The following is a 20,961-nucleotide window of genomic DNA, read 5'->3' as shown; positions in this document are numbered from 1 at the left end:
AGCTCCCGTGCGCGACGCAACTGTTGCCCGTTCGGACAACTGTTGCTGGCACGCCGGCAACTGTTGTCCGATGCGGCAACATCTGCCTGCGCAGGTACACGGATGCCACCGCGCAGTGCCCGTTCCGGTTGAGAGTGACCCGCGGAACGGGCACTCTCGGCCGGAATGGGATCACTCGAACGTGTACGCGCGCAGCTTCTGCAGCAGCTGAGCGGTCGCGATCGCCGCCGCGGCCGCCTCCTCGCCCTTGTCCTCCTTCGAACCGGGCAGGCCGGCACGGTCCAGGCCCTGCTGCTCGTCGTCGAGGGTGAGCACGCCGAAACCGACCGGCTTGCCGGTGTCCAGCGCCACCCGGGTGAGGCCATCCGTCGCCGCCGACGACACGTACTCGAAGTGCGGCGTGCCGCCACGAATGATCACGCCGAGCGCGACGACCGCGTCGGCGCCGTTGTCGAGGGCCACCTTGCACGCCACCGGCAACTCGAAGCTGCCGGGCACCCGCACGAGCGAGTACCGGGCACCGGATGCCTCGAGCACCCGGGTCGCGCCGGCGATCAGTCCGTCGGTGATCACGTCATGCCACCGTCCGGCGACGATCACGATGTCCAGCCCGGTTCCGTCGATCTCGATCTCCGGGGAGCCTGCTCCGCTCATAGTGCGATTCCTTTCAGCATGTCTGCTTCGGCGATGTGGTGGCCCATCCGGTCGCGTTTGACCGCCAGGTAGTCCTGATTGTGCGCGCCGACGCCGACGACGAGCGGCACGCGCTCGATCACGGTCACGCCGTGCGCCTCGAGCTGGCGCATCTTCTCCGGGTTGTTGGTCAGCAGCCGCACGGAGGAGAGACCCAATTCGTGCAGGATGGCCGTGGCGGCGCCGTAGTCGCGGGAGTCGGCGGGAAGGCCGAGGGCCACGTTGGCGTCGAAGGTGTCCAGGCCCTCCTCCTGCAGCTTGTAGGCGCGCAGCTTGTTGATCAGCCCGATGCCTCGGCCCTCTTGGCCGCGCAGGTAGACGACGACCCCGCCGAACTCCTGGATGGTCTCCAGGGCAGCGTCGAGCTGGGGGCCGCACTCGCATTTGAGCGAACCGAACGCCTCACCGGTGAGGCACTCGGAGTGCACCCGCACGATGGCGCCGTCCACGGGGGTGCCGGAGACGATGGCGACGTGGTCGGCGCCGGTCATCCGGTCCCGGTAGGCACGCACCTGGAAGTGGCCGTGCCGGGTGGGAACCGTGGTCTCCACCTCGAAGTCGACCCGCGGCGACTCGAGGATCGGGCTGACCGTGGGCAGCTCGGTGTCGGTGTGGAACTCCTGCAGGTAGGCGATCAGGTCCTTGATCGTGATCACCAGCACGCCCTCGCGCTCGCCGAGGGCGAGCAGTCCGGGCAGGCGCATCATTTCGCCGTCTTCGGCGACGATCTCGCAGATCCCGGCTACCGGCACGAGGCCGGCCAGTTTCATCAGGTCGACGGCAGCCTCGGTGTGGCCGTCACGCTCGCGAACCCCGCCGTCCATCGAGCGCAGCGGCATGATGTGGCCGGGCCGGTGCAGGCTGGACGGCGTGGAGGCCGGGTCGGCCAGCACGCGCAGGGTGTGCGCGCGGTCGGCCGCGCTGATCCCGGTGCTGAGCCGGTCGGCCGCGTCGACCGAGACCGTGTAGTTCGTGCCGCGGGGGTCCTCATTGTTCTGCACCATCACCGGCAGGTCGAGCTTGTCGGCGAGGTCGTTGGTCATCGGCGCGCAGATGAAGCCGGAGGAGTACCGCACGGTCCAGGCGATCCACTCCTGCGTGGCCATCTGCGCGGAGATGATCACGTCGCCCTCGTTCTCGCGGCCCTCGTCGTCGGCGACGATGACCGGTTTCCCCAGCCGGAGGGCATCCAGTGCGGTGGGAATGTCGGCGAGGCTCATGAGTGGCTCCTTTTCGATCCCACGTCCGCCAAGGCGAGCATGCGCTCAACGTGACGGGCCAGGATGTCGGTTTCGATGTTGACGTGATCGCCGATCGTGCGCTGTCCCAGCGTCGTATGGGTGAGGGTTTCGGGGATGAGCGAGACTTCGAACCACTGGTCCGGATCGCTCGCCGGGCTGATGTTGCTGACGGTCAGCGAGACGCCGTCCACGGCGATGGAGCCCTTGCCCACCACGAGCGGGGCGAGTTCGGGGGAGAGGCTGAACCGCAGCACCCGCCAAGCCTCGCCGGGGGTGACGACAAGCAGGGTGCTGGTGCCGTCGATGTGGCCCTGCACGATGTGGCCGCCCAGGCGGTCGCCCACCAGGGCGGCGCGCTCGAGGTTGACCGGGCTGCCGGCGCGGGCGGCGTCGAGCGTGGACATGAGGAGGGTCTGGGCCATCACATCGGCCGTGAATGTGTCGCCGGTCCGCTCTGCCACGGTGAGGCAGACCCCGTTGACGGCGATCGAGTCGCCGTGGCCGGCGTCGGCGACGACTCGCGGGCCGCGGATGGTGAGGCGGGCCGCATCCGTGGATAGCTCCACCTTCTCGACGTGGCCGAGTTCCTCGATGATTCCGGTGAACATGGGTGTCCTATCTCGGCCGGGCAACGACGAGGAGGTCGTCGCCGAGTCGGTCGTAGTGGTCGATGGCCAGGCGGCGCTGGTCGGTGATTCCCGCCACCCCGATGTCGCCCAGGGCTAGCCGGGCGCCGCCGAGCAGCGTGGGCGCGAGGTACACGAGGTACTCGTCGACCAGGCCGGCCGCGACGAACGCGCTGGCCAGAGTGGGTCCGCCCTCGATGAAGGCGTGACGGATGCCGCGCCGGTGCAGGTCGTGCAGCACAGCCTGGAGATCGTCGGTGGCGAAGAACAGCGGCGGATGCGGGTGGGCACGGAGGGCGGCGTCGGCGGGGATGTCGCGGGTGCCGATCACGACCGGCACCGGCTGCGTGGGCAGCAGCCGTCCGTCGGCGTCACGGGCGGTCAGCGTAGGGTCGTCGGCGAGCACGGTGCCGGTTCCCACGATGATGGCGCCGGCTGCCGCGCGGCGCCGGTGCACGTCCTGCCGGGCCTCGGGGCCGGTTATCCAACGGCTGGTCCCGTCGTCGGCCGCCGCGCGTCCGTCGAGGCTCGACGCCCACTTGAGCGTCACGAACGGGCGCCCGAGACGGGCGGCGACGAGCCAGTCGGCGAGGAACGCCTCTCCCGCGCCGGCGAGCAGCCCGCCGGTGACGTCGATCCCGGCGCCGCGGAGCCGGTCGGCCCCGCCCGATGAATCGACACCGGGGTCGGCGACGGCGTAGACGACCCGGGCGACGCCGGCCTCGATCAGGGCGAGCGAGCAGGGGCCGGTGCGGCCGGTGTGGTCACAGGGTTCGAGGGTCACGACGGCGGTGGCTCCGCGGGCGGCGCCGGATGCGAGACGGCTCAGGGCGTCGACCTCGGCGTGGGGGGTTCCGGCGCCGCGGTGCCAGCCTTCCGCGAGCACCTCGCCCGTGCCTCCCACGAGCACGCATCCGACGCGGGGGTTCGGTCCGGTGGCCGGGCCGTTCGCGGCCAGCTCGAGCGCGCGCCGCATGGTGGCCTCGAGCGCCGCGATGTCGGTCATTCCCGTCCTGTCCGTCAGTGAACGGACTCCGGGTTTTCGGTGCGGCAAACACCTGGTGGGTCGCGCATACGCGAAACCCGCCGACCGACCGGGAAGGTCAATCGACTCGTGCGCCTCTCATCCGGACTTTAACCGTCGGTGCTGGAATTTCACCAGCTCAACCGTTCCGCTCTGGGAGCGGCACGGGTCGCGGACTTTCACCGCCGGTTCGGACTTACACCGACCCCGGAGCACGTTTCTTGTAACTACTACTAGTTATATCTCAACGCGTCGGCCGCGGAAGAATTCCCGGCGCTGCTAGCCAGATCGTGCACGGCTCTCACGACTCCGGCGGCACGGCGACGGACCGTTGGGGTGCCCGCGGCGGCCAGGTGCTGGCACCGAGTTCCCGGGAGATGTTCCGGGCCGTCTCGCGCAAGCCGTTCAGCACGCTGGTATCGGGAGGCCACTCGCTCGACGGAACGACGACGGCGACCGCGGCGATGACATTTCCGCGGGTGTCGACAATGGGCGCCGCGACCGACGACTCTCCCAGCACGGCCTCGTCCTCCTCGGTGGCGATGCCGTTGCCCGCGATCGAGGCGAACTGAGCGCCCAGCCGGGCCGGATCGGTGATCGTGGCGCCGGTGAGACTGCCCAGAGGCCGGCCGAGGAGTCCGGCGGCGTAGTCCGGGCTGTACGCGAGGAGCACCTTCCCCATCGCCGAGGCGTGGGCGGGAATGGCCAGGCCCGTCTCGGGCATCTGCTGGCTGCCGTCAGGGCGTTGGTTGTGGTGAATGATGATCACCTCATCGAACAATTGCACGCCCAGACGCGTGGACAGACCGGTTCTGCGCGCGAGTTCGAGGGTCCAGCGCATGGCCCGCGCACGCACATCAAGGGTGTCGAGGTAGACGTTCGAGAGTTTGAGCAGAGCCGGGCCGAGCATGTAGCGGTTGCCGCCGGGTTCCTGCGACACGAGACCGTGGCCCTGCAGCGATTTGACGATGCCGTGCACGGTGGAGACGGGCAGCCCCAGTTCGGCGGAGAGTTCGGTGATGCCGAGGTGGCGTGCGCCCTGGAGGGAAGACAGCACTTTCGCCGCGCGATCGATGGCTTGAATCACAGCTGCCCCTCAGGTTGGTCCTTTCAGTATGCCGCGTCACCGACGTCATTTCATTCTCCGTGTTGACATCGGGCATTCGTCCGGAGGATATTCGACATTGTCGAATTGCGTTCTGTATTTCTTTGAGTCGCGGACGAAGCAGCCTCGCGGATCCAGCTCGAAAAGTTCAACGGAGAGCAAACATGAAGATAATCCTGGAGGTCTCACCATGAAGAAACTGATCAATTCCCCGGAGACGGTTCTGGCCGATTCCCTTGTCGGCGTGGCGGCCGCCCACCCGGAAGTCCGGGTGGACCACGTCAACCGCATCATCTATCGCGCGGCCCCGACGAGAGCAGGCAAAGTCGCCCTGCTCTCGGGTGGAGGAACAGGTCATGAGCCCCTGCACGGCGGTTTCGTCGGCGTGGGCATGCTCGACGCGGCCTGCGCCGGAGCGGTCTTCACCTCGCCGACACCGGACCAGATGCTCGAGGCGACGAAGGTCGTGGATGGCGGAGCGGGTGTGCTCCACATCGTCAAGAACTACACCGGCGACGTGATGAATTTCGAAATGGGCGCGGAACTGGCGGCGGCGGAGACCGGGATCGAGGTGGCCGTGGTGGTCGTCAACGACGATGTCGCGGTCGAGGACTCGACATTCACCGCGGGACGCCGGGGCGTCGGCACCACTGTGCTGCTTGAGAAGATCGCCGGTGCGGCAGCCGAGGAAGGCCGCAACCTCGCGGCCGTCGCGGCCGTCGCCCGCCAGGTCAACGAGTCCGGCCGTTCCATGGGCGTGGCCCTCAGCAGCTGCACGGTTCCCGCGGCCGGCAAACCGACCTTCGAACTTCCCGAAGGCGAGATGGAGATCGGCGTGGGAATCCACGGCGAGCCGGGACGCCGCCGCGTGCCGCTGGCCGGGGCCGCCGAGGTCGCACGTCTGCTCGTCGAGCCGATCCTCGCCGACCTGGACTTCACCGGTGCCCCGACGATCGTGATGGTCAACGGGCTGGGTGGAACTCCGTTGATCGAGCTCTATGTCATGTATGCCGAGGTCAGGAAGGTCCTCGAAGCCGCGGGCGTCACCGTCGCCCGCTCGCTCGTGGGCAACTACATCACGGCGTTGGACATGGCCGGTTGCTCCGTCACGATCCTCAAGGCCGATGAGGACCTGCTCCACCTGTGGGACGCGCCGGTGAACACCGCCGGACTGCGCTGGGGGATTTAGCACCATGACGAATGACACCGTCACCCTCGACCAGCTCACCGGCTGGCTCACCCGTTTTCGCGACTTGGTGACCGACCACGTCGCCTACCTCACCGAGCTGGATTCGGCCATCGGCGACGCCGACCACGGCTCGAACATGACCCGCGGCATGGGGGCGGTCATCGAGAAGCTCCAGGCCTCACCGGCCACGGCCGTCGACGAGCTGTTCAAGGGCGTGGGCATGACCCTGGTGACATCGGTGGGCGGCGCCAGCGGCCCCCTGTACGGCACCTTCTTCCTGCGAATCGGCACCGAGGCAGGGCCGGTCGCCACCCTGGACGCGCCCGGTCTCGCGGCAGCGCTCCGTGCCGGTCTGGGTGGTGTCGTCGCCCGCGGCAAGGCCGAGGCCGGGGACAAGACAATGTTCGACGTCCTCGCTCCAGCTCTCGACGCGTTCGATGCCGCCCTCGTGGTGTCCTCCGACATCTCCTCGGCGGCCCGTGCCGCCCACACCGCCGCACAGTCGGGACGGGATGCCACCGAGCCCCTGCTCGCCCGCAAGGGCCGGGCAAGCTACCTGGGGGAGCGCAGTATCGGCCACATCGACCCGGGAGCCGCGTCGACGGCACTGCTTTTCCAGGCCCTGTCCGAGATCCTCGACGGGGAGTAGACCGTGATCGGGATCGTAGTGGTGTCCCACAGCCCCAAGCTCGCGAGGGCAGCGGTGGAGCTTGCCCTGGAGATGGTCGGCGTCGCCGGCCCGGCCATCGCGATCGCGGCCGGTGCCGGCGAGGGCGTGACCGGAACGGATGCATTCAAGGTCGCCGAGGCCATCGCCGAGGTTTCCTCTCCCGAGGGCGTGCTCGTGATGATGGATCTGGGCTCGGCCGTGATGAGCGCCGAAATGGCGCTGGAGTTCCTGGAAGACCCGGACATTCCCGTCCGGCTCAGCAGTGCTCCCTTCGTTGAGGGTCTGATGGCGGCGGTCGTGCGCGCCGCGGGTGGCGCCACCCTGGCCGAAGTTGAACGCGAGGCCCGGGGCGCTCTCGGCGCCAAGCAGAGTCACCTGGGCGACGAGGACCCGGCCGGGCTGACGGTCGATACCGGCCCGGCGGCGGAACACACGATCGAGGTGACGTTGCTGAACCCCGACGGCCTGCATGCGAGACCGGTTTCGATGCTCATCACCGCCCTCAGCACCCTCGAGGCCACGGTCACGGTTGCCAACCTCCGCACCGGCCAGGCCCCGGTGCCGGCCAACAGTCCGACGGCCCTGCTGACCGTCGGAGCCCGGAAGGGCGACACGATCTCCGTCGCCGCGGCCGGGAGGCAGGCCGTGGAGGCGCTCGAGGCCGTGAGCGACCTCGTGGGGAAGGGCTTCGGGGAGCTGGGGACCGTCCCCGCCCGCGCGCCCGAGCCGTCTCCGGCCCAACCGCAGGCTCGGCCAGCCAGCGGGGCATTGTCGAGCGGGCCACTGTCGAGCGGGCCACTGTCGAGCGGGCCATTGGGCGTGAGCCCTGGCCTGGCCGTCGGTCCGATTGTGCGCATGCCGGAGCCGCTGGATGAACCGGGACCGGTAGCCGAACTCCCGGTGAGCGAGAGAGAGGCGGCCGCGGATCGGATCGTGGCCGCCTCGGCATCCGTTGCCCTGACCCTCAGGGAGAAGGCTGCCCGGGTGTCGGGCGCGGCGCGGGGGATTCTGGACGCGACGGCGCTGATGGCCGAGGATCCGGGTCTGATCGATGCCGCAGTCTCCCGGGTGACCGGGCAGGGTGATGTTCCGGAGCGTGCCGTCTGGGCGGCCGTGGGCGAGGTCGCGGCGGTCTTCACGCAGCAGGGTGGCCTCCTCGCAGCGCGCATCCCGGACCTGAACGATGTGCGCAACCGAATCGTGTCCGAACTGCTCGGCCGGCCGGCGCCGGGCTTGCCGGATCGTTCCGAGCCGTATGTACTCGTGGCCCGGGACCTGGCCCCTGCCGACACGGCCCTGATCGACCCCGCGGTGTGCCGGGCGATCGTCACCGTCGAGGGTGGCCCGACATCCCACACGGCCATTCTCGCGCGGGCGCTCGGCCTGCCCGCCGTGGTGGCCGTCCGGGACGCGCTGGACCTGCCCGAGGGCAGCGTGGTCATCGTCGACGGCACGACCGGTGAGATCGTGGTGGATCCCACCGACGATCAGATGGTACGAGCCGAAGAACAGATCGGCCGGGTTGCCACCTTCGACGGCACGGGACAGACCAGGGACGGTCACCGGGTGCAGCTCCTCGCGAACGTGGCTTCGCCGGACAGCGTTGCCGAGGCGATCGAGGCGAAGGCCGAGGGGGTCGGCCTCTTCCGCACCGAGTTCTGCTTCCTCGACCACGCCGAGGCTCCCGGCCTCGACGAACAGGTGGCCGCCTACCGCCAGGTGTTCGCCGCATTCCCTGGGAGGAAGGTCACCATCCGAACACTGGATGCCGGGGCCGACAAGCCGCTGGCCTTCGTGACGGCGGCCGACGAGGTCAACCCTGCCCTGGGCATCCGGGGGTATCGCACCGCCTGGCGGCGGCCGGAGCTGCTGGACACCCAGCTGCAGGCCATCGCCACGGCGGCGGCTGCGGAGGACGCCGTCGTCGGCGTCATGGCGCCCATGATCGCGACCGTCGACGAGGCCGTGGACTTCGCGGCCCGCTGCGCCGCGCACGGACTGCACAACGTGGGCGTGATGATCGAGACGCCGGCCGCCGCCATCACCGCGGGCCCCATCCTCGAACGGGTGGACTTCGCGAGTCTGGGCACCAACGACCTCGCCCAGTACACCATGGCGGCGGATCGACTGATGGGGGAGCTCGCCCTGCTCAACGACCCCTGGCAGCCGGCGGTGCTGCGGATGATCCGGGAGGCCTGCCAGGCGGGGCTGGCGGCCGAGAAGCCGGTCGGGGTCTGCGGCGAGGCCGCGGCAGACCCGATGCTCGCCGCCATCCTGGTGGGACTCGGGGCGACCAGCCTGTCGATGTCCCCGCGCGCCCTCGGCGGCGTGGCAGAGCTCCTGGGCGCCGTGACGGTGGACCAGTGCCGGGATGCCGCGGTCGCCGCGGCCGACGCCGGCAGCACCGGTGCGGCCCGGTCCGCGGCCGCCGCGCTACTGGAGCCCGCGCGGGCGTAGGGATCAGGAAAAGGCGCTCGCGGGCGCCGGCTTCACGCCGGCCGCCCGCGGGCGCCGTCTTTGCACACACGTGCAGCGGCGCCCTTTGGAACCGCCGACACGCACGGGCAATTCCTGAATAGCATTCAGAAAAATGGCTGTTTGCGCCTGTTTCTGCGGAAAACCCGATCCGCTTGCCACGACCGCGACGTGGGCGCATGTGCCGGAATCGCGTTCGTCGTGCGGTCGCGCGGCCGCTGGCCACGGGGCATCCGGCATCGGCCCAAGCGGCGGGCGTAGTGTGAAATCTGTGCCCCGGAAGACCGGTTCACCGCCGCCGTCCCACGAAGATGTAGACGCAGTTCGACCAGGAAGAAGGTCCATCGTGACCACTCCAATCCGCACAGTCATGAGCCCCGGACGTTACGTCCAAGGCAAGGGAGCGATCGATCGCCTCGGCGAATTCGTCTCCCAGATCGGCTCCGCCCCTCTGATCGTCGCTGACGACGTCGTGTGGGGTTTCGCCGGGGAGCAGGTGTCGGCGAGCTTTGCCGCGGCCGACCTCCGCGTTGAACGGGTCGGATTCGGCCGCTTCGCGACGGCGTCCGCAGTCGACGCGCTGGTCGAGAAGATCCGCGCAACCAAGTCCGACGTGATCGTCGGCGTGGGCGGCGGAAGCACGATCGACTCCGCCAAGGCCGCCGGCTTCCTGGCCGGTATCCGCTGGGTCAGCGTGCCGACCGTGGCGTCGACCGATGCTCCCACCTCCGCGCTCTCGGTGATCTACACCGAGGAGGGTGAGTTCGTCGAATATCGTTTCTTCCCTCGCAACCCCGACCTCGTGCTCATCGATACCCAGATCGTGGCCAATGCGCCGGTCGAGTTCCTGATCGCCGGCGTCGGTGACGCTCTGGCGACCTGGCTGGAAGCCCGGGCCACGGCGGCCGCCAACGCGACCACGATGGCCGGAGGGCTGCCCACTCAGACCGGCACCGCGCTGGCCAAGCTGTCGTGGGACGTCATTTGGGAGAACGCCCTTCCCGCTCTCGATGCCGTGCGTGACAACCTGGTCACTCCGGCCCTCGAGAAGCTGGTGGAAGCGAATACTCTCCTGTCCGGACTCGGTTTCGAGTCGGGCGGCCTGGCCGCGGCTCATGCCATCCACAACGGCCTGACCGCGGCCCCGCAGACCCACGGGCTCACCCACGGTCAGAAAGTGAACATCGGCTCTTTGACCCAGCTGGTGCTCGAGGGCGCGCCCCGGGCTGAGGTGGAAGACTTCATCGAATTCACCACTCTGGTCGGATTGCCCACAACGCTGACCGAGATCGGTCTCGGCCTGGACGACGAGAAGGAGCTGAGGGCCATCGCCACGGCCTCAACCCTGCCGGGTGAGACGATCCACAACATGCCGTTCGTGGTCACGGCAGACGACGTTCTCGACGCCCTCAAGTCGATCGAGCGGCTTTCCCGCTCCGTGCGTGCGGCGCGGGGACTGCCTGCCCCCATCCCGTACGTGCGGAAGCACTGAGTCGTTCGCGCTGACGCACTGACCCGTCGCTCCGCCGGTTGCCACGAACGTCCACTGGCCGCCGGCGGGCCTTCCTCATGGTCCCTCGCAGAGTGCCCGGGCGGTGCTCTCGTCGATGAACAGGTCGGTGATCAGGCCGGCCGCCAGCGCCCCTCGGAGGCTGTCCACCTTGGACCTGCCCGAGACGACGCAGATGCGCCGGGGGGTGCGGCGCAACACCGACAGTTCCGGGCCGGTTCCGCGTTCGTTGAGCGGGATTCCGTCGGTCGAGCCGTCCGCGCGATAGAAGACCGTCGCGACGTCGCCGACGACCCCCGCGTCGCTGAGCGCGTCGAGCTCGTCGTCGTCCAGGTAGCCGCCGACATAGACGTGGCTGGGCACATTCGAGAAGGGTGAACCCACGCTGAAAAGGGCGACGTCCATGTTCCTCTGCATCTCCAGCAGTCGGCGCAGGCCGCGTTCCCGCCAATACGCCGTGCGCGTGGCGGGGTCGTCGAAGAAGGTGGGAACCGGGAACTGTTCCAGGCGGGCGCCGAACGCGGTGCTGAACCGCTGCAGGATCTCGTTGGCGTAGTCGAGTCCGGTGCTGCGCGTGTTGCCGGCGCCGTTCAGCTGTACGATCTGCGCATTGTGTGTGCGTTTGGGGGTCACGTGGCGGCTGACCGCATTCATCGTGGAGCCCCAAGCGATGCCCATGATCATGTTCGAGTCGACGAACTCGCCGAGAATCCGTGCAACCGACAGGGCCACTCGTTCCAAACGGTCGACGTCGCTCGCGTGGTCGGGTACCGGCACGACGTGCGCGGTGACCTGGAAGCGGTCCAGAATCAGTTTCTCCACCCGGCTCGTCGCGTCGAGGGGGGATCTGATCTGGATGTCGACCAGCCCGCTGGCCCTGGCCTGGCTGAGCAGGCGGGACACCGAGGAGCGAGAGGTGTGCAGCTCCCGCGCGATGGCGTCCATGGTCAGGTCCTGCATGTAATAAAGGTGAGCGGCCGTGAGCGTATCGCTGGTGCGGTCGGACAGGGAGAGGTCGTCCGGATGGGTCATTCTGACTCCTTGCACATATGTTCAAACCGCTTGACCATTTGTGTAGAACCTAGCAGGGTTGGTAGAGTTCCCGCTCTCCCGAATGCGATTGCGGGCCGGCTGTGACAGAACATCACGGTTTCTACCCCCACAGAGAAGTGAGCGAATCAGTGCTGTCCACACCCGATCAGTCATCCTCCGCCCCGCCTCAGTCCAGTGGCGCTGCCGCCCAGGCGGCCATCCAGGACCGGCCCCGGGCCCAGGTCCTCATCATCGGAGCTGGCATCAACGGCATCGCGACTTTCCGCGATCTGGCCCTCCAGGGCGTCGATGTAGCCATCGTCGACAAGGGCGACTACGTCTCCGGGGCCTCCTCGGCGTCCTCGCACATGATTCACGGCGGCGTGCGCTACCTGGAGAACGGCGAATTCCGCCTCGTCAAGGAGTCGGTCGAGGAGCGCAACAGCCTCCTCAAGATCGCCCCCCACTACGTCAAGCCGCTCAAGACGACCATCCCGATCTACTCCACCGTCTCCGGCGTGATGTCCGCGCCGATGCGTTTCCTCACCCACAAGCAGGGTGCGGCCCAGGAACGCGGAGCGCTGCTGATCAAGATCGGCATGATGCTCTACGACTCCTTCTCCCGCGACGGCGGCAACGTGCCCCGGCACGAGTTCCTCGGACGGAAGGCATCGCTCAAGCTGCTGCCGCAGATCAACCCGAGCCTCAAGTACACGGCCACCTACTACGACGCCTCCATGCACGACCCGGAGCGCCTCGCCCTCGACGTTTTGTTCGATGGCTTGGCAGCCGGCACCCACGCCCGCAGCGCCAACTACATCGAGGCCGTCGGCATGGATGCCGCGGGCGTGCGCCTCCGCAACACGGTCACCGGTGCCGAATTCAGCTTTGAAGCCGACATCGTCGTCAACACGTCCGGACCCTGGACCGACCTCACGAACACGGCCCTCGGCCAGGCCAGCACCTACATGGGCGGCACCAAGGGCTCGCACGTCGTGCTCGACAACCCGGAGTTGCTTGCCGCGACCGGCGGCCGCGAGATCTTCTTCGAGCACAAAGACGGCCGCATCGTGCTGATCTACCCGCTCGCGGGACGCGTTCTGGTCGGCACGACCGACCTCGAGCACGACATGACCCAGCCGGCGCGCTGCACCGAGGCCGAGGTCGACTACTTCTTCGAACTCGTCAATCACGTCTTCCCGAAGGTGGCCGTGGACCGGTCGCAGATCGTGTTCCGGTTCGCCGGCGTGCGCCCGCTGCCCCGCCACGACGACGAGGCGCCCGGTTTCGTCTCCCGTGATTACCGCATCGAGTCGCGCCCGCTCGGAGCCCGGCCCGGCACCCTGCTGAGCCTGGTCGGTGGCAAATGGACGACCTTCCGCGCCCTCGCCGAACACATGAGTGGTGACATCCTGACCCTGCTCGGCAAGCAGCGCACTGTCTCGACGGTCGGGTTGGCCATCGGTGGTGGCCGTGACTTCCCGGCGACGGACGCCGCACGCCGGGTCTGGGTTGCAGCCAACGGCAAGCAGGTCGGCACCGAGCGGGCCGACGTGCTGCTGACCCGGTACGGCACCCGCGCCACCGAGGTGATCAGTTGGCTCACCGCCGAACCGGACGCTCCGCTCGCGCAGCACCCTGGGTACACCCGGCGTGAAATCGAGCTCATCGCCTCCACGGAATCGGTCATGCACCTGATGGACCTGCTGCTGCGCCGCACCAGCATCGCCTTCCGCGGCGAAGTGACCCTGCCGTTGCTCACCGAGCTGGCCGGCGTACTCGCGCCGATCCTGGGTTGGGACGCCGCTCGGTGCGCGCACGAGGTCGACACCGCGGCGAACACGCTGCTCGACCTGTACGGCGTGCATCTGGCCCCGGTGGACACGCCGGTCGCCCCGGCCGTCTAGGGCGGCTCGGAACCGCGAAACAGAACGGAACAGCTCGGAGGGCAGGCGGTCCCTGTGGCCGCCTGCCCTCCGTTCGCACTGACCCCCACCACCCGGCCGGGGGTGCGGTCTACCGACTCATTGCCTGATCTGCACAAACGTGCACCGCGGTCTGCGCAATGGGCGGCCTCGAGTCGCTAGGTTTTTTACTGTTCGTTTTTCTCGCTTCACTCATTTCAATCATTTAAAAGGATGTCAACGTGGACAATCTCGGTATCGTGTTCCTTTCGGAAGTGGTGGGAACCGCGCTCCTCGTCCTACTCGGCTGCGGGGTGGTCGCCAACGTCGCCCTCACAAAGAACAAGGGCTTCGGCGGCGGTTTCCTGATGGTCACCATCGGCTGGGGCCTCGCAGTCTTCGCCGGCGTGATCGTCTCCTACAACTCGGGCGCCCACCTGAACCCCGCCGTGACGCTTGGACTCGTGTCCTCCGGGGCCACCGAATTCGGCTCGGGAGTTCCGGTCAACGCCGTGTCCGTGGCGGCGTACATCGGGGCCCAGATGGTCGGTGCCATCCTGGGTGCCGCCTTCGTCTGGCTTGCCTACAAGCAGCACTTCGACCAGGAACCGGATCCGGCCAGCAAGCTCGGCGTGTTCGCGACCGGCCCGGCCATCCGTTCGTACGGCTGGAACCTGGTCACCGAGATCATCGGCACCTTCGTTCTCGTTTTCGTCGTCATCGCGTTCGGTGGCGGACGCCAGGGCGAGAACGGCGGCCTGGCAGCCCTCGGCGCCCTGCCGGTGGCCCTGCTCGTAATCGTGATCGGCACCTCGCTCGGTGGACCGACCGGCTACGCGATCAACCCCGCCCGTGACCTCGGCCCGCGCATCGCGCACTTCCTGCTGCCGATCCAGGGCAAGCGTTCCTCTGACTGGGCCTACTCCTGGGTGCCCGTCGTCGGCCCTGTCATCGGTGGCCTCCTGGCCGGGTGGACCTCCGCGTTCCTCCTGCCGATCCTGGCCTAGGCATCCGCTCGTCTCTTCTCCCTTGCTCTTCCCGTCTCGTTTCTGAACAACCGTGTACCCAGCATTGACAAAGGAGTTAACAATGGCAAAGTACGTCATCGCAATCGACCAGGGAACGACCAGCTCCCGTGCGATCATCTTCGACAAGGCCGGCTCGATCATCTCGACCGGTCAGCTCGAACACAAACAGATCTTCCCGCGGGCAGGCTGGGTCGAGCACGACCCGATGGAGATCTGGAACAACACCCGTGAGGTCATCGGCCAGGCTCTGGCCAAGGCCAACCTGACCCGCCACGACATTGCGGCCGTGGGCATCACCAACCAGCGCGAGACTGCCGTCGTCTGGGACCGCAACACCGGGCTTCCCGTCTACAACGCGATCGTCTGGCAGGACACCCGCACCCAGCCCATCGTCGACCGTCTCGCCGCTGACGGTGGCGTCGAGCGCTTCAAGGCCAAGGTCGGCCTGCCGTTGGCGACATACTTCTCCGGCACGAAGATCGTTTGGATCCTCGAGAACGTCGAGGGTGCCCGCGAAAAGGCTGAGGCCGGCGACCTCATGTTCGGAACGACCGACACCTGGGTGCTCTGGAACCTCACCGGTGGCCTCGAGGACGGCGTGCACCTGACCGATGTCACCAACGCCAGCCGCACCATGTTCATGGACCTGAAGACCCTGCAGTGGGATGACGAGATCCTCGCCGCGTTCGACGTGCCGAAGTCGATGCTGCCCGAGATTCGCTCCTCCTCCGAGGTCTACGGCGTCGCCAGCGGCCACAGCCTGCTGCGCGAGACCCCGATTTCCGGCATCCTGGGCGACCAGCAGGCCGCGACGTTCGGGCAGGCGGCCTTCGACCAGGGCGAAGCCAAGAACACCTACGGCACCGGTAACTTCCTGATCTTCAACACCGGTACCGAGATCATCCACTCCAAGAATGGCCTGCTCACGACGCTCGGCTACAAGCTCGGCGACGCCGAACCGCACTACGCCCTGGAGGGCTCCATCGCGGTCACCGGCTCGCTCGTGCAGTGGCTGCGCGACAACCTGGGCATCATCAACACGGCCGAGGAGATCGAAGCGCTCGCCCTGTCGGTCGAGGATAACGGCGGTGCCTACTTCGTGCCCGCCTTCTCCGGCTTGTTCGCGCCGTACTGGCGTGCGGATGCCCGTGGCGCCCTGGTCGGCCTCACCCGCTACGTGAACAAGGGCCACATCGCCCGCGCCGCCCTCGAAGCGATCGCGTACCAGAGCCGCGAGGTGCTGGACGCGGTCAACGCCGACTCCGGCGTGCCGCTGACCGAGCTCAAGGTCGACGGCGGCGCCTCGGCCAACGACCTGCTGATGCAGTTCCAGGCGGACATCCTCGGCGTGACCGTCGTGCGCCCGGTGGTGGCGGAGACGACCGCCCTGGGTGCCGCCTACGCGGCCGGCCTGGCGGTCGGCTTCTGGAACGACCTCGACGAGCTTCGGTCCAACTGGCAGGAGGATGCCCGCTGGGAGCCGAGCATGGACGTCGCCGAGCGTGACCGTCTGCTGCGCAACTGGAAGAAGGCCATCACCAAGTCCCTCGACTGGGTCGACGCCGACGTGGTCTAGCTCCCACAGCCGCGCGCATCCCGCGCACCCCACCCACCGAGACCCGGCGGCCACACCTGGCCGCCGGGTCTCGGCATCCCTCCCTCCGTCACGGGAAGTTCCCCGGAGACCCTTCTCCCGGGTGATGTGTGGCTAACTCAGGAAATCTACACCGGCCGAGCCCCAGCACGCCGGACCAGTGCGGTCCGTCCCCAGTGGCACGGCCATTCCTCCTGAGTTAGCCCCGGGTAGGCGGTGCAACCGCTCGTCCTCCACAGCACGGGTTGACCGGAGCAGTCCACACGTCGGCGCAAACGCGGCGGACGGAGTCCGTGCTGTCCACACTGTCGACATGACTTGGGCAGAATATTTCCGCGTCCACAATGTGCAGATCGCCGAGACCGAGGCTCTCAACGCCGCCGGCGCCAATTGGCGGGTGCTGAGGGCGGCTGTGGAGAGTGGCTATCTGGTCCGGGCGCGCCGCGGTCACTACGCGCTTCCCGATACGGATGCGCACGTCCTCGAAGCGGTGCGGCTGGGCGGGCGGCTCGCCTGCATCTCCGCGGTCGCGAACTCCGGGATTTTCGTTTTGGACAGCACCTTCGCGCACATCCACCTCGACCCCACCGCTTCCCGGTTAAGGGCCCCGCACGATCGTTTTCAGCGGCTTACCACCCAGAATCGAGACGGTGTGGAACTCCATTGGGGTCAGCTGCTCGATCCAGCCGGTGGCTCCGAGTGCCGCATCGGGCTGGCCGATGCGCTGGTCCAGGTTTTCCGGTGTCAGAAACCGAGATTCGCGATCGCCTCGCTCGACAATGCCTTATTCAAGAGATTGCTTACGGCTCAGGCCGTGTCGCAGATCTTCGCAGCCCTGCCCGCGGAATTCCAGTCCCTGCGCCGGCTCATCGACTGCCGAAGTGAATCAGGCCAGGAGACCGTGCTTCGCCTCGTGATCAGGGGAGCAGGCTTCGACGTCGAGATCCAGGTTGAGATCGGGGGCGTCGGCCGCGTCGACATGGTCGTGGAGGGGCGCATCGTGGTCGAAGCCGACAGCCGGCAGTTCCACGACGGTTGGGAGGCGCACGCGCGGGACCGCTCCCGCGATTGCGACCTCGCCATGCGGGGCTACCTGACTCTGCGAGTGCTCTACCGGGACATCATCCACCACCCCGAGCGCGTCATCGCCGCGATCACGGGCCTGCTGGCGGCAGCCGGCCACTACCGAACCTTCATCGTCTAACCTGCCTCCGGTTCCTCGGTCCGGCCGGGCCGTAGCGCCCGGTGCGGGCGAATCCGGCTTCCCGGTGCGGCCGGGCCGTAGCGCCCGGTTCCGGCGAATCCGGCCACCCGGTCAGACAAGAGTTCTATGCCCGCACCCGTGTGGCTAACTCAGGAAATCGACCCAAGCGCGGTGTCAGATCCGGACTTTCCGGGCGTGGAGGGCAACGGTCGTTACGGATGTCCTGATTTAGCCACACAATGTTGGGCCGCTCCCGCGCCGAAACCCGAGCGCCCGACAGTGAGGCCGGGTACCGCGCGCAGCAGAGCGGCCTGCCAGTGGATCCGTCGCCCTGGGCCCGAGGTTCGTCTCCGTGTGGCCAACTCAGGAGATTGGCCGAGACATACAACCAATTCCGCGATTTTCCGGGGCGAATGCGAACCGAGGCGACGGATATCCTGAATTCGCCACACGTCGAACCGAGAACGAAGACTCCCTGCCGACCCAGCAGTGGGGCCGTCGACGGGCCCGGGCCGCCGGCGCGGATCCCTCGACTCTAGCGGCGGGGCAGCAGGCCGACGCGGTCGTAGGCGCGCGCCAGCGTTTCGTTGGCCACGCCAGCCGCCCGGTCAGCGTTCTGGGCCAGGAGACGGTCGAGTTCGGCGGGGTCGTCGAGCAGTTCGAGCACCCGTGCCCGGATCGGCCCGAACGTGCCGGTGACCACCTCGGCGAGCCCCTTCTTCAGGTCACCGTAGCCGCGGCCCGCGTATTCGTCCTCGATCGACTGGATGCTGCGGGAAGCGAGCACCGAGTAGATCGTGAGCAGATTGGCCACGCCCGGCTTGTTCTCGCGGTCGAAGACCACGCCGCCCTCGGCATCCGTGACCGCGCGCATGATCTTCTTGGCCGTCACCGCCGGCTCGTCGAGCAGCCAGATCACGCCGGCGTGCGACTCGGCCGACTTCGACATCTTCGACGTCGGGTTCTGCAGGTCGTAGATCTTCGCGGTCTCCTTGACGATGGCGACCTCGGGCACCGTGAACGTCTGCCCGAACCGGGCGTTGAAGCGCGCGGCGAGGTCGCGGGTCAGTTCAACGTGCTGGCGTTGGTCCTCACCGACCGGCACGATCTGGGTGTCGTACAGCAGGATGTCCGCGGCCATCAGCATCGGGTACGCGAACAGTCCCACGGTGGTCGCGTCCGATCCCTGCCGGGCGGACTTGTCCTTGAACTGGGTCATCCTGCTGGCCTCGCCGAAACCGGTGATCGTGTTCAGCACCCAGGACAGCTGGGCGTGCGCGGCGACATGCGACTGCACGTACAGCGTCGACGCCGACGGGTCGATGCCGCTAGCGATGTACTGCGCGGCGGTGCGCCGGGTGTTCTCCCGCAGCTTCACCGGGTCCTGCGCCACGGTCAGGGCGTGCAGGTCCACGATGGAGAAGTACGCGTCATGGGTCTGCTGCAGCGCCTTCCAGTTCAGGAGGGCGCCGATGTAGTTGCCGATCTGCAGGGAATCGGCGCTCGGCTGCATGCCCGAGTAGAGGCGGGGCTTGGTCATGGGATCAGATCTTTTCGTAGCGTGTTGCCTCCGGCAGAGCCGACGGCGCGAGATGGAGTGGGAGGTCAGATGAAGTAGTCGACGACCACGGGGGTGTGGTCGGACCAGCGCTGGTCGTAGGCGGCCGCGCGGTCGACCGCGTAACCGGTGACGGATGCCGCGAGCGCCGGCGTCGCCAGCTGGTAGTCGATCCGCCAGCCGGTGTCGTTGTCGAACGCCTGGCCGCGCCACGACCACCAGGTGAACGGCCCGTCCACTTCGCCGGCCCAGCGGCGTCCCACGTCGACCCAGCCGAGACCGGCCCCGGCGTTGTAGTCCGGGGCGTCCTCGGCGCCGACGATGCGGTCGAAGTAGGCGCGCTCCTCCGGCAGGAACCCGGCGCGTTTCACGTTGCCGCGCCAGTTCTTGATGTCGAACTTGCGGTGGCCGACGTTCAGGTCGCCGAGCACGACGACCCGGTCGCTGTGCGCGGCGAGCTCGGGCAGCCGAGCGAGCATGGCGTCGAGGAACTTGTACTTCTCGACCTGCTTCGGCGTGCCGACCTCGCCGGAGTGCACGTAGGTGCTCACGACCGTGATCAGTGTGCCGTTGACCTCGTAGTCGGCCTCGAGCCAGCGGCCTGCGCTGTCGAATTCGGCTGCGCCGAGCTCGACCCGGTGGATGGCAGCGGTCGACCGGCTGGCCAGGGCCACCCCGGCCCGGCCCTTCGCGGTGGCGGCATCGTGCAGGATGCTCCACTCCGGCCCGAGCAGACCCTCGAGGTCCTCGGTCGAGGCGCGCACCTCCTGCAGGGCGAGGATGTCCACGTCCCGCTCAGCCAGCCAGTCGCCCATGCCCTTGCGGAAAGCGGCGCGCACGCCGTTCACGTTCACGCTCGCGATCCGCAGCCGCGTGCCGCCTGCCCCGGATGCGGCGGATGCGGCGGATGCGGCGGAGGAGGCAGGGTCGGCAGCGGCGGGGCCGGTGGCGGCAGTCGAGGCGGAAGGCATTCCCCGATTCTACTTTGGCTCGGGCTCCGACCCGTCGGCCTGAAGCTCTGCGGCCCGCTTCTCGGCGGCGCGCAGGCGGCGGCCGGTGAGCAGCCGGCGGGGCCAGGTTGCGGTGTCGTGCGCGAGGCGGGCATCCCGGAGCTCGGCCAGCACCACCACCCGGAACGCCTCCTCCTCCCGCAGGCGCTTCTCGGTGGCGACCTCGTCCGCGCTGATCCGGCGCGGAGACAACCCGCCGTCGTCCATGCCGACGGCGATCCAGGATGCCGCGAGCAGCGTCAGCGTGCTGGTCAGGTTGAACCAGATCAGAAGCCCGATGATCACCGCGAAGGCGGCGAGCAGCGGATTGCGGCCGGCGCCGGCGAGCAGCGTGCTGCCGAGGATCTTGAGCACGCCGAGGCCCGCCGCGCCCAGGACGGCGCCGGTGATCAGCTGGCGGAACGGGATCCGCACCCGGGACAGCACCCGGAACAGTGCGGCGAGGGTGATGGTGTCGATCAGGAGCACGAGGAGCAGCCCGACCGAGCGGGCGGCGGCGTTGAACCAGAACGAATCCCGGGACACTCCGAACAGCCCGAACAGCGCCCCGAGCGCCTCGGTGCTCGCGATCGAGATCAACGCCGACAGCACCAGCACCACCGCAAACAGCAGGCCGAGGCCCAGTTCCCGCAGCTTGACCAGGAGGATGAAGGTCTTGTCTGGCGGCATCCGGAAGATCGTGCGCACCGCGAGCGCCGTATTCGAGAGCCAGCCGAGCACGGTGGCGAGCAGGCCGACCAGAGCGAAGGCGCCCGACCAGCCCAAGACCCGGGCGTTGGCGAGGTCGCTCGGGTCGATCACGCCGTCCTCGCCGATCAGCCCGGGGACGGACTGGTTGATGAAGGAGTAGAGCGTCAGCTCCAGGTCGGGGTTCGACGTGATCCATAGCCCGGCGATGGAGAAGGTCAGCCAGAGCGCGGCGAACGTCGCGAAGATGGCCTGGTACGACATGCCGGCGGCGAGGATGCCGCCGCCGCTCTCCCCGAAACGGGTGAAGACCCGCACCGGGCGCGAACGCATGACCCGGCCGATGAGCGTCTTGGTCCGGTCGATCACCGCGGGAGTATTCACCAGTTCAGCCTAGGCGGCGGCCGTGCG

At 68.2% G+C, this 20,961-nt stretch carries 17 protein-coding genes and 1 riboswitch; of the genes, 8 read left to right on the top strand and 9 right to left on the bottom strand.

Annotated elements, in window-relative coordinates; translation table 11 throughout:
- Positions 1–171 precede the first annotated feature (171 nt).
- The 5 genes from ribH to E3O67_RS11215 form a co-directional block, all read right to left on the bottom strand.
- Positions 172–654, bottom strand: a complete 483-nt coding sequence (ribH, locus tag E3O67_RS11235; protein WP_135102715.1) for a 6,7-dimethyl-8-ribityllumazine synthase — start codon at positions 652–654, stop codon at positions 172–174.
- Complete coding sequence (gene ribA, locus E3O67_RS11230; RefSeq protein ID WP_134429476.1) at positions 651–1,913, bottom strand: GTP cyclohydrolase II; 1,263 nt, start codon at positions 1,911–1,913, stop codon at positions 651–653. The genes ribH and ribA overlap by 4 nt, the downstream gene beginning before the upstream one ends.
- Positions 1,910–2,542 carry a riboflavin synthase gene (locus E3O67_RS11225; protein ID WP_134429475.1) on the bottom strand — a complete coding sequence of 211 codons (633 nt, stop codon included), beginning with the start codon at positions 2,540–2,542 and terminating at the stop codon, positions 1,910–1,912. Before E3O67_RS11225 ends, ribA begins: the two co-directional genes overlap by 4 nt.
- Positions 2,543–2,549: 7 nt before the next feature.
- Entirely contained in the window at positions 2,550–3,566 is a 1,017-nt protein-coding gene (ribD, locus tag E3O67_RS11220) for a bifunctional diaminohydroxyphosphoribosylaminopyrimidine deaminase/5-amino-6-(5-phosphoribosylamino)uracil reductase RibD (RefSeq protein ID WP_134429474.1), read from the bottom strand.
- A gap of 105 nt (positions 3,567–3,671) precedes the next feature.
- Positions 3,672–3,803: riboswitch (FMN riboswitch) on the bottom strand.
- An 82-nt stretch (positions 3,804–3,885) separates the two neighbouring features.
- Positions 3,886–4,671 (bottom strand): IclR family transcriptional regulator, encoded by a 786-nt coding sequence (locus tag E3O67_RS11215; RefSeq protein ID WP_134429473.1) that lies wholly within the window; start codon positions 4,669–4,671, stop codon positions 3,886–3,888.
- A 208-nt stretch (positions 4,672–4,879) separates the two neighbouring features.
- Between E3O67_RS11215 and dhaK the strand changes: the two genes are divergently transcribed.
- The 4 genes from dhaK (at position 4,880) to E3O67_RS11195 (ending at position 10,515) form a co-directional block, all read left to right on the top strand.
- A complete protein-coding gene (gene dhaK, locus E3O67_RS11210; protein WP_134429472.1) occupies positions 4,880–5,878 on the top strand; it encodes a dihydroxyacetone kinase subunit DhaK in 999 nt (332 codons plus the stop codon).
- 4 nt (positions 5,879–5,882) lie between these two features.
- Positions 5,883–6,527, top strand: a complete 645-nt coding sequence (gene dhaL, locus E3O67_RS11205; protein ID WP_135102714.1) for a dihydroxyacetone kinase subunit DhaL — start codon at positions 5,883–5,885, stop codon at positions 6,525–6,527.
- A gap of 3 nt (positions 6,528–6,530) precedes the next feature.
- A complete protein-coding gene (gene ptsP / locus E3O67_RS11200) occupies positions 6,531–9,005 on the top strand; it encodes a phosphoenolpyruvate--protein phosphotransferase (RefSeq protein ID WP_134429469.1) in 2,475 nt (824 codons plus the stop codon).
- Between the two features lie 388 nt (positions 9,006–9,393).
- Positions 9,394–10,515 (top strand): glycerol dehydrogenase, encoded by a 1,122-nt coding sequence (locus E3O67_RS11195; RefSeq protein ID WP_134429567.1) that lies wholly within the window; start codon positions 9,394–9,396, stop codon positions 10,513–10,515.
- Positions 10,516–10,590: 75 nt separating this feature from the next.
- On the opposite strand, the gene E3O67_RS11190 is transcribed toward E3O67_RS11195, so the two are convergent.
- Positions 10,591–11,565 carry a sugar-binding transcriptional regulator gene (locus E3O67_RS11190; RefSeq protein ID WP_134429468.1) on the bottom strand — a complete coding sequence of 325 codons (975 nt, stop codon included), beginning with the start codon at positions 11,563–11,565 and terminating at the stop codon, positions 10,591–10,593.
- Between the two features lie 218 nt (positions 11,566–11,783).
- Here E3O67_RS11190 and E3O67_RS11185 point away from each other — a divergent pair, with 218 nt between their 5' ends.
- From E3O67_RS11185 to E3O67_RS11170, 4 genes are all read left to right on the top strand, one after another.
- Complete coding sequence (locus E3O67_RS11185) at positions 11,784–13,472, top strand: glycerol-3-phosphate dehydrogenase/oxidase (RefSeq protein ID WP_241982131.1); 1,689 nt, start codon at positions 11,784–11,786, stop codon at positions 13,470–13,472.
- Positions 13,473–13,711: 239 nt separating this feature from the next.
- Complete coding sequence (locus tag E3O67_RS11180) at positions 13,712–14,476, top strand: MIP/aquaporin family protein (RefSeq protein ID WP_134429467.1); 765 nt, start codon at positions 13,712–13,714, stop codon at positions 14,474–14,476.
- 82 nt (positions 14,477–14,558) lie between these two features.
- Positions 14,559–16,073, top strand: a complete 1,515-nt coding sequence (gene glpK / locus E3O67_RS11175) for a glycerol kinase GlpK (RefSeq protein ID WP_134429466.1) — start codon at positions 14,559–14,561, stop codon at positions 16,071–16,073.
- 331 nt (positions 16,074–16,404) lie between these two features.
- The gene (locus tag E3O67_RS11170; protein ID WP_134429465.1) at positions 16,405–17,295 is read left to right on the top strand and encodes an endonuclease domain-containing protein; all 891 of its coding nucleotides are present in this window, start codon (positions 16,405–16,407) and stop codon (positions 17,293–17,295) included.
- A gap of 535 nt (positions 17,296–17,830) precedes the next feature.
- Here E3O67_RS11170 and trpS read toward each other — a convergent pair.
- The 3 genes from trpS to E3O67_RS11155 all read right to left on the bottom strand — a co-directional run bounded on the left by trpS (position 17,831) and on the right by E3O67_RS11155 (position 20,934).
- A complete protein-coding gene (gene trpS / locus E3O67_RS11165; protein ID WP_134429463.1) occupies positions 17,831–18,835 on the bottom strand; it encodes a tryptophan--tRNA ligase in 1,005 nt (334 codons plus the stop codon).
- 65 nt (positions 18,836–18,900) lie between these two features.
- On the bottom strand, positions 18,901–19,824 hold the full coding sequence (locus E3O67_RS11160) for an exodeoxyribonuclease III (protein WP_134429461.1): 924 nt from the start codon (positions 19,822–19,824) through the stop codon (positions 18,901–18,903).
- Between the two features lie 9 nt (positions 19,825–19,833).
- Positions 19,834–20,934, bottom strand: a complete 1,101-nt coding sequence (locus E3O67_RS11155; RefSeq protein ID WP_134429459.1) for a YihY/virulence factor BrkB family protein — start codon at positions 20,932–20,934, stop codon at positions 19,834–19,836.
- Between the last annotated feature and the right edge of the window lie 27 nt (positions 20,935–20,961).

Source organism: Cryobacterium sp. TMT3-29-2 (assembly GCF_004564305.1).
Lineage (GTDB): Bacteria > Actinomycetota > Actinomycetes > Actinomycetales > Microbacteriaceae > Cryobacterium > Cryobacterium sinapicolor.
The sequence above is the reverse complement of the archived record's forward strand: the minus strand, read 5'-3'. Positions and strand labels throughout refer to the sequence as shown.

Bases quoted from the DNA above. Each gene is read 5' to 3' on its own strand.
- ribA (WP_134429476.1), bottom strand. From the start codon at position 1,913: ATGAGCCTCGCCGACATTCCCACCGCACTGGATGCCCTCCGGCTGGGG.
- trpS (WP_134429463.1), bottom strand. From the start codon at position 18,835: ATGACCAAGCCCCGCCTCTACTCGGGCATGCAGCCGAGCGCCGATTCC.
- E3O67_RS11190 (WP_134429468.1), bottom strand. From the start codon at position 11,565: ATGACCCATCCGGACGACCTCTCCCTGTCCGACCGCACCAGCGATACG.
- ribD (WP_134429474.1), bottom strand. From the start codon at position 3,566: ATGACCGACATCGCGGCGCTCGAGGCCACCATGCGGCGCGCGCTCGAG.
- E3O67_RS11160 (WP_134429461.1), bottom strand. From the start codon at position 19,824: ATGCCTTCCGCCTCGACTGCCGCCACCGGCCCCGCCGCTGCCGACCCT.
- glpK (WP_134429466.1), top strand. From the start codon at position 14,559: ATGGCAAAGTACGTCATCGCAATCGACCAGGGAACGACCAGCTCCCGT.
- E3O67_RS11195 (WP_134429567.1), top strand. From the start codon at position 9,394: ATGAGCCCCGGACGTTACGTCCAAGGCAAGGGAGCGATCGATCGCCTC.
- dhaK (WP_134429472.1), top strand. From the start codon at position 4,880: ATGAAGAAACTGATCAATTCCCCGGAGACGGTTCTGGCCGATTCCCTT.
- dhaL (WP_135102714.1), top strand. From the start codon at position 5,883: ATGACGAATGACACCGTCACCCTCGACCAGCTCACCGGCTGGCTCACC.
- E3O67_RS11225 (WP_134429475.1), bottom strand. From the start codon at position 2,542: ATGTTCACCGGAATCATCGAGGAACTCGGCCACGTCGAGAAGGTGGAG.
- ribH (WP_135102715.1), bottom strand. From the start codon at position 654: ATGAGCGGAGCAGGCTCCCCGGAGATCGAGATCGACGGAACCGGGCTG.
- E3O67_RS11170 (WP_134429465.1), top strand. From the start codon at position 16,405: ATGACTTGGGCAGAATATTTCCGCGTCCACAATGTGCAGATCGCCGAG.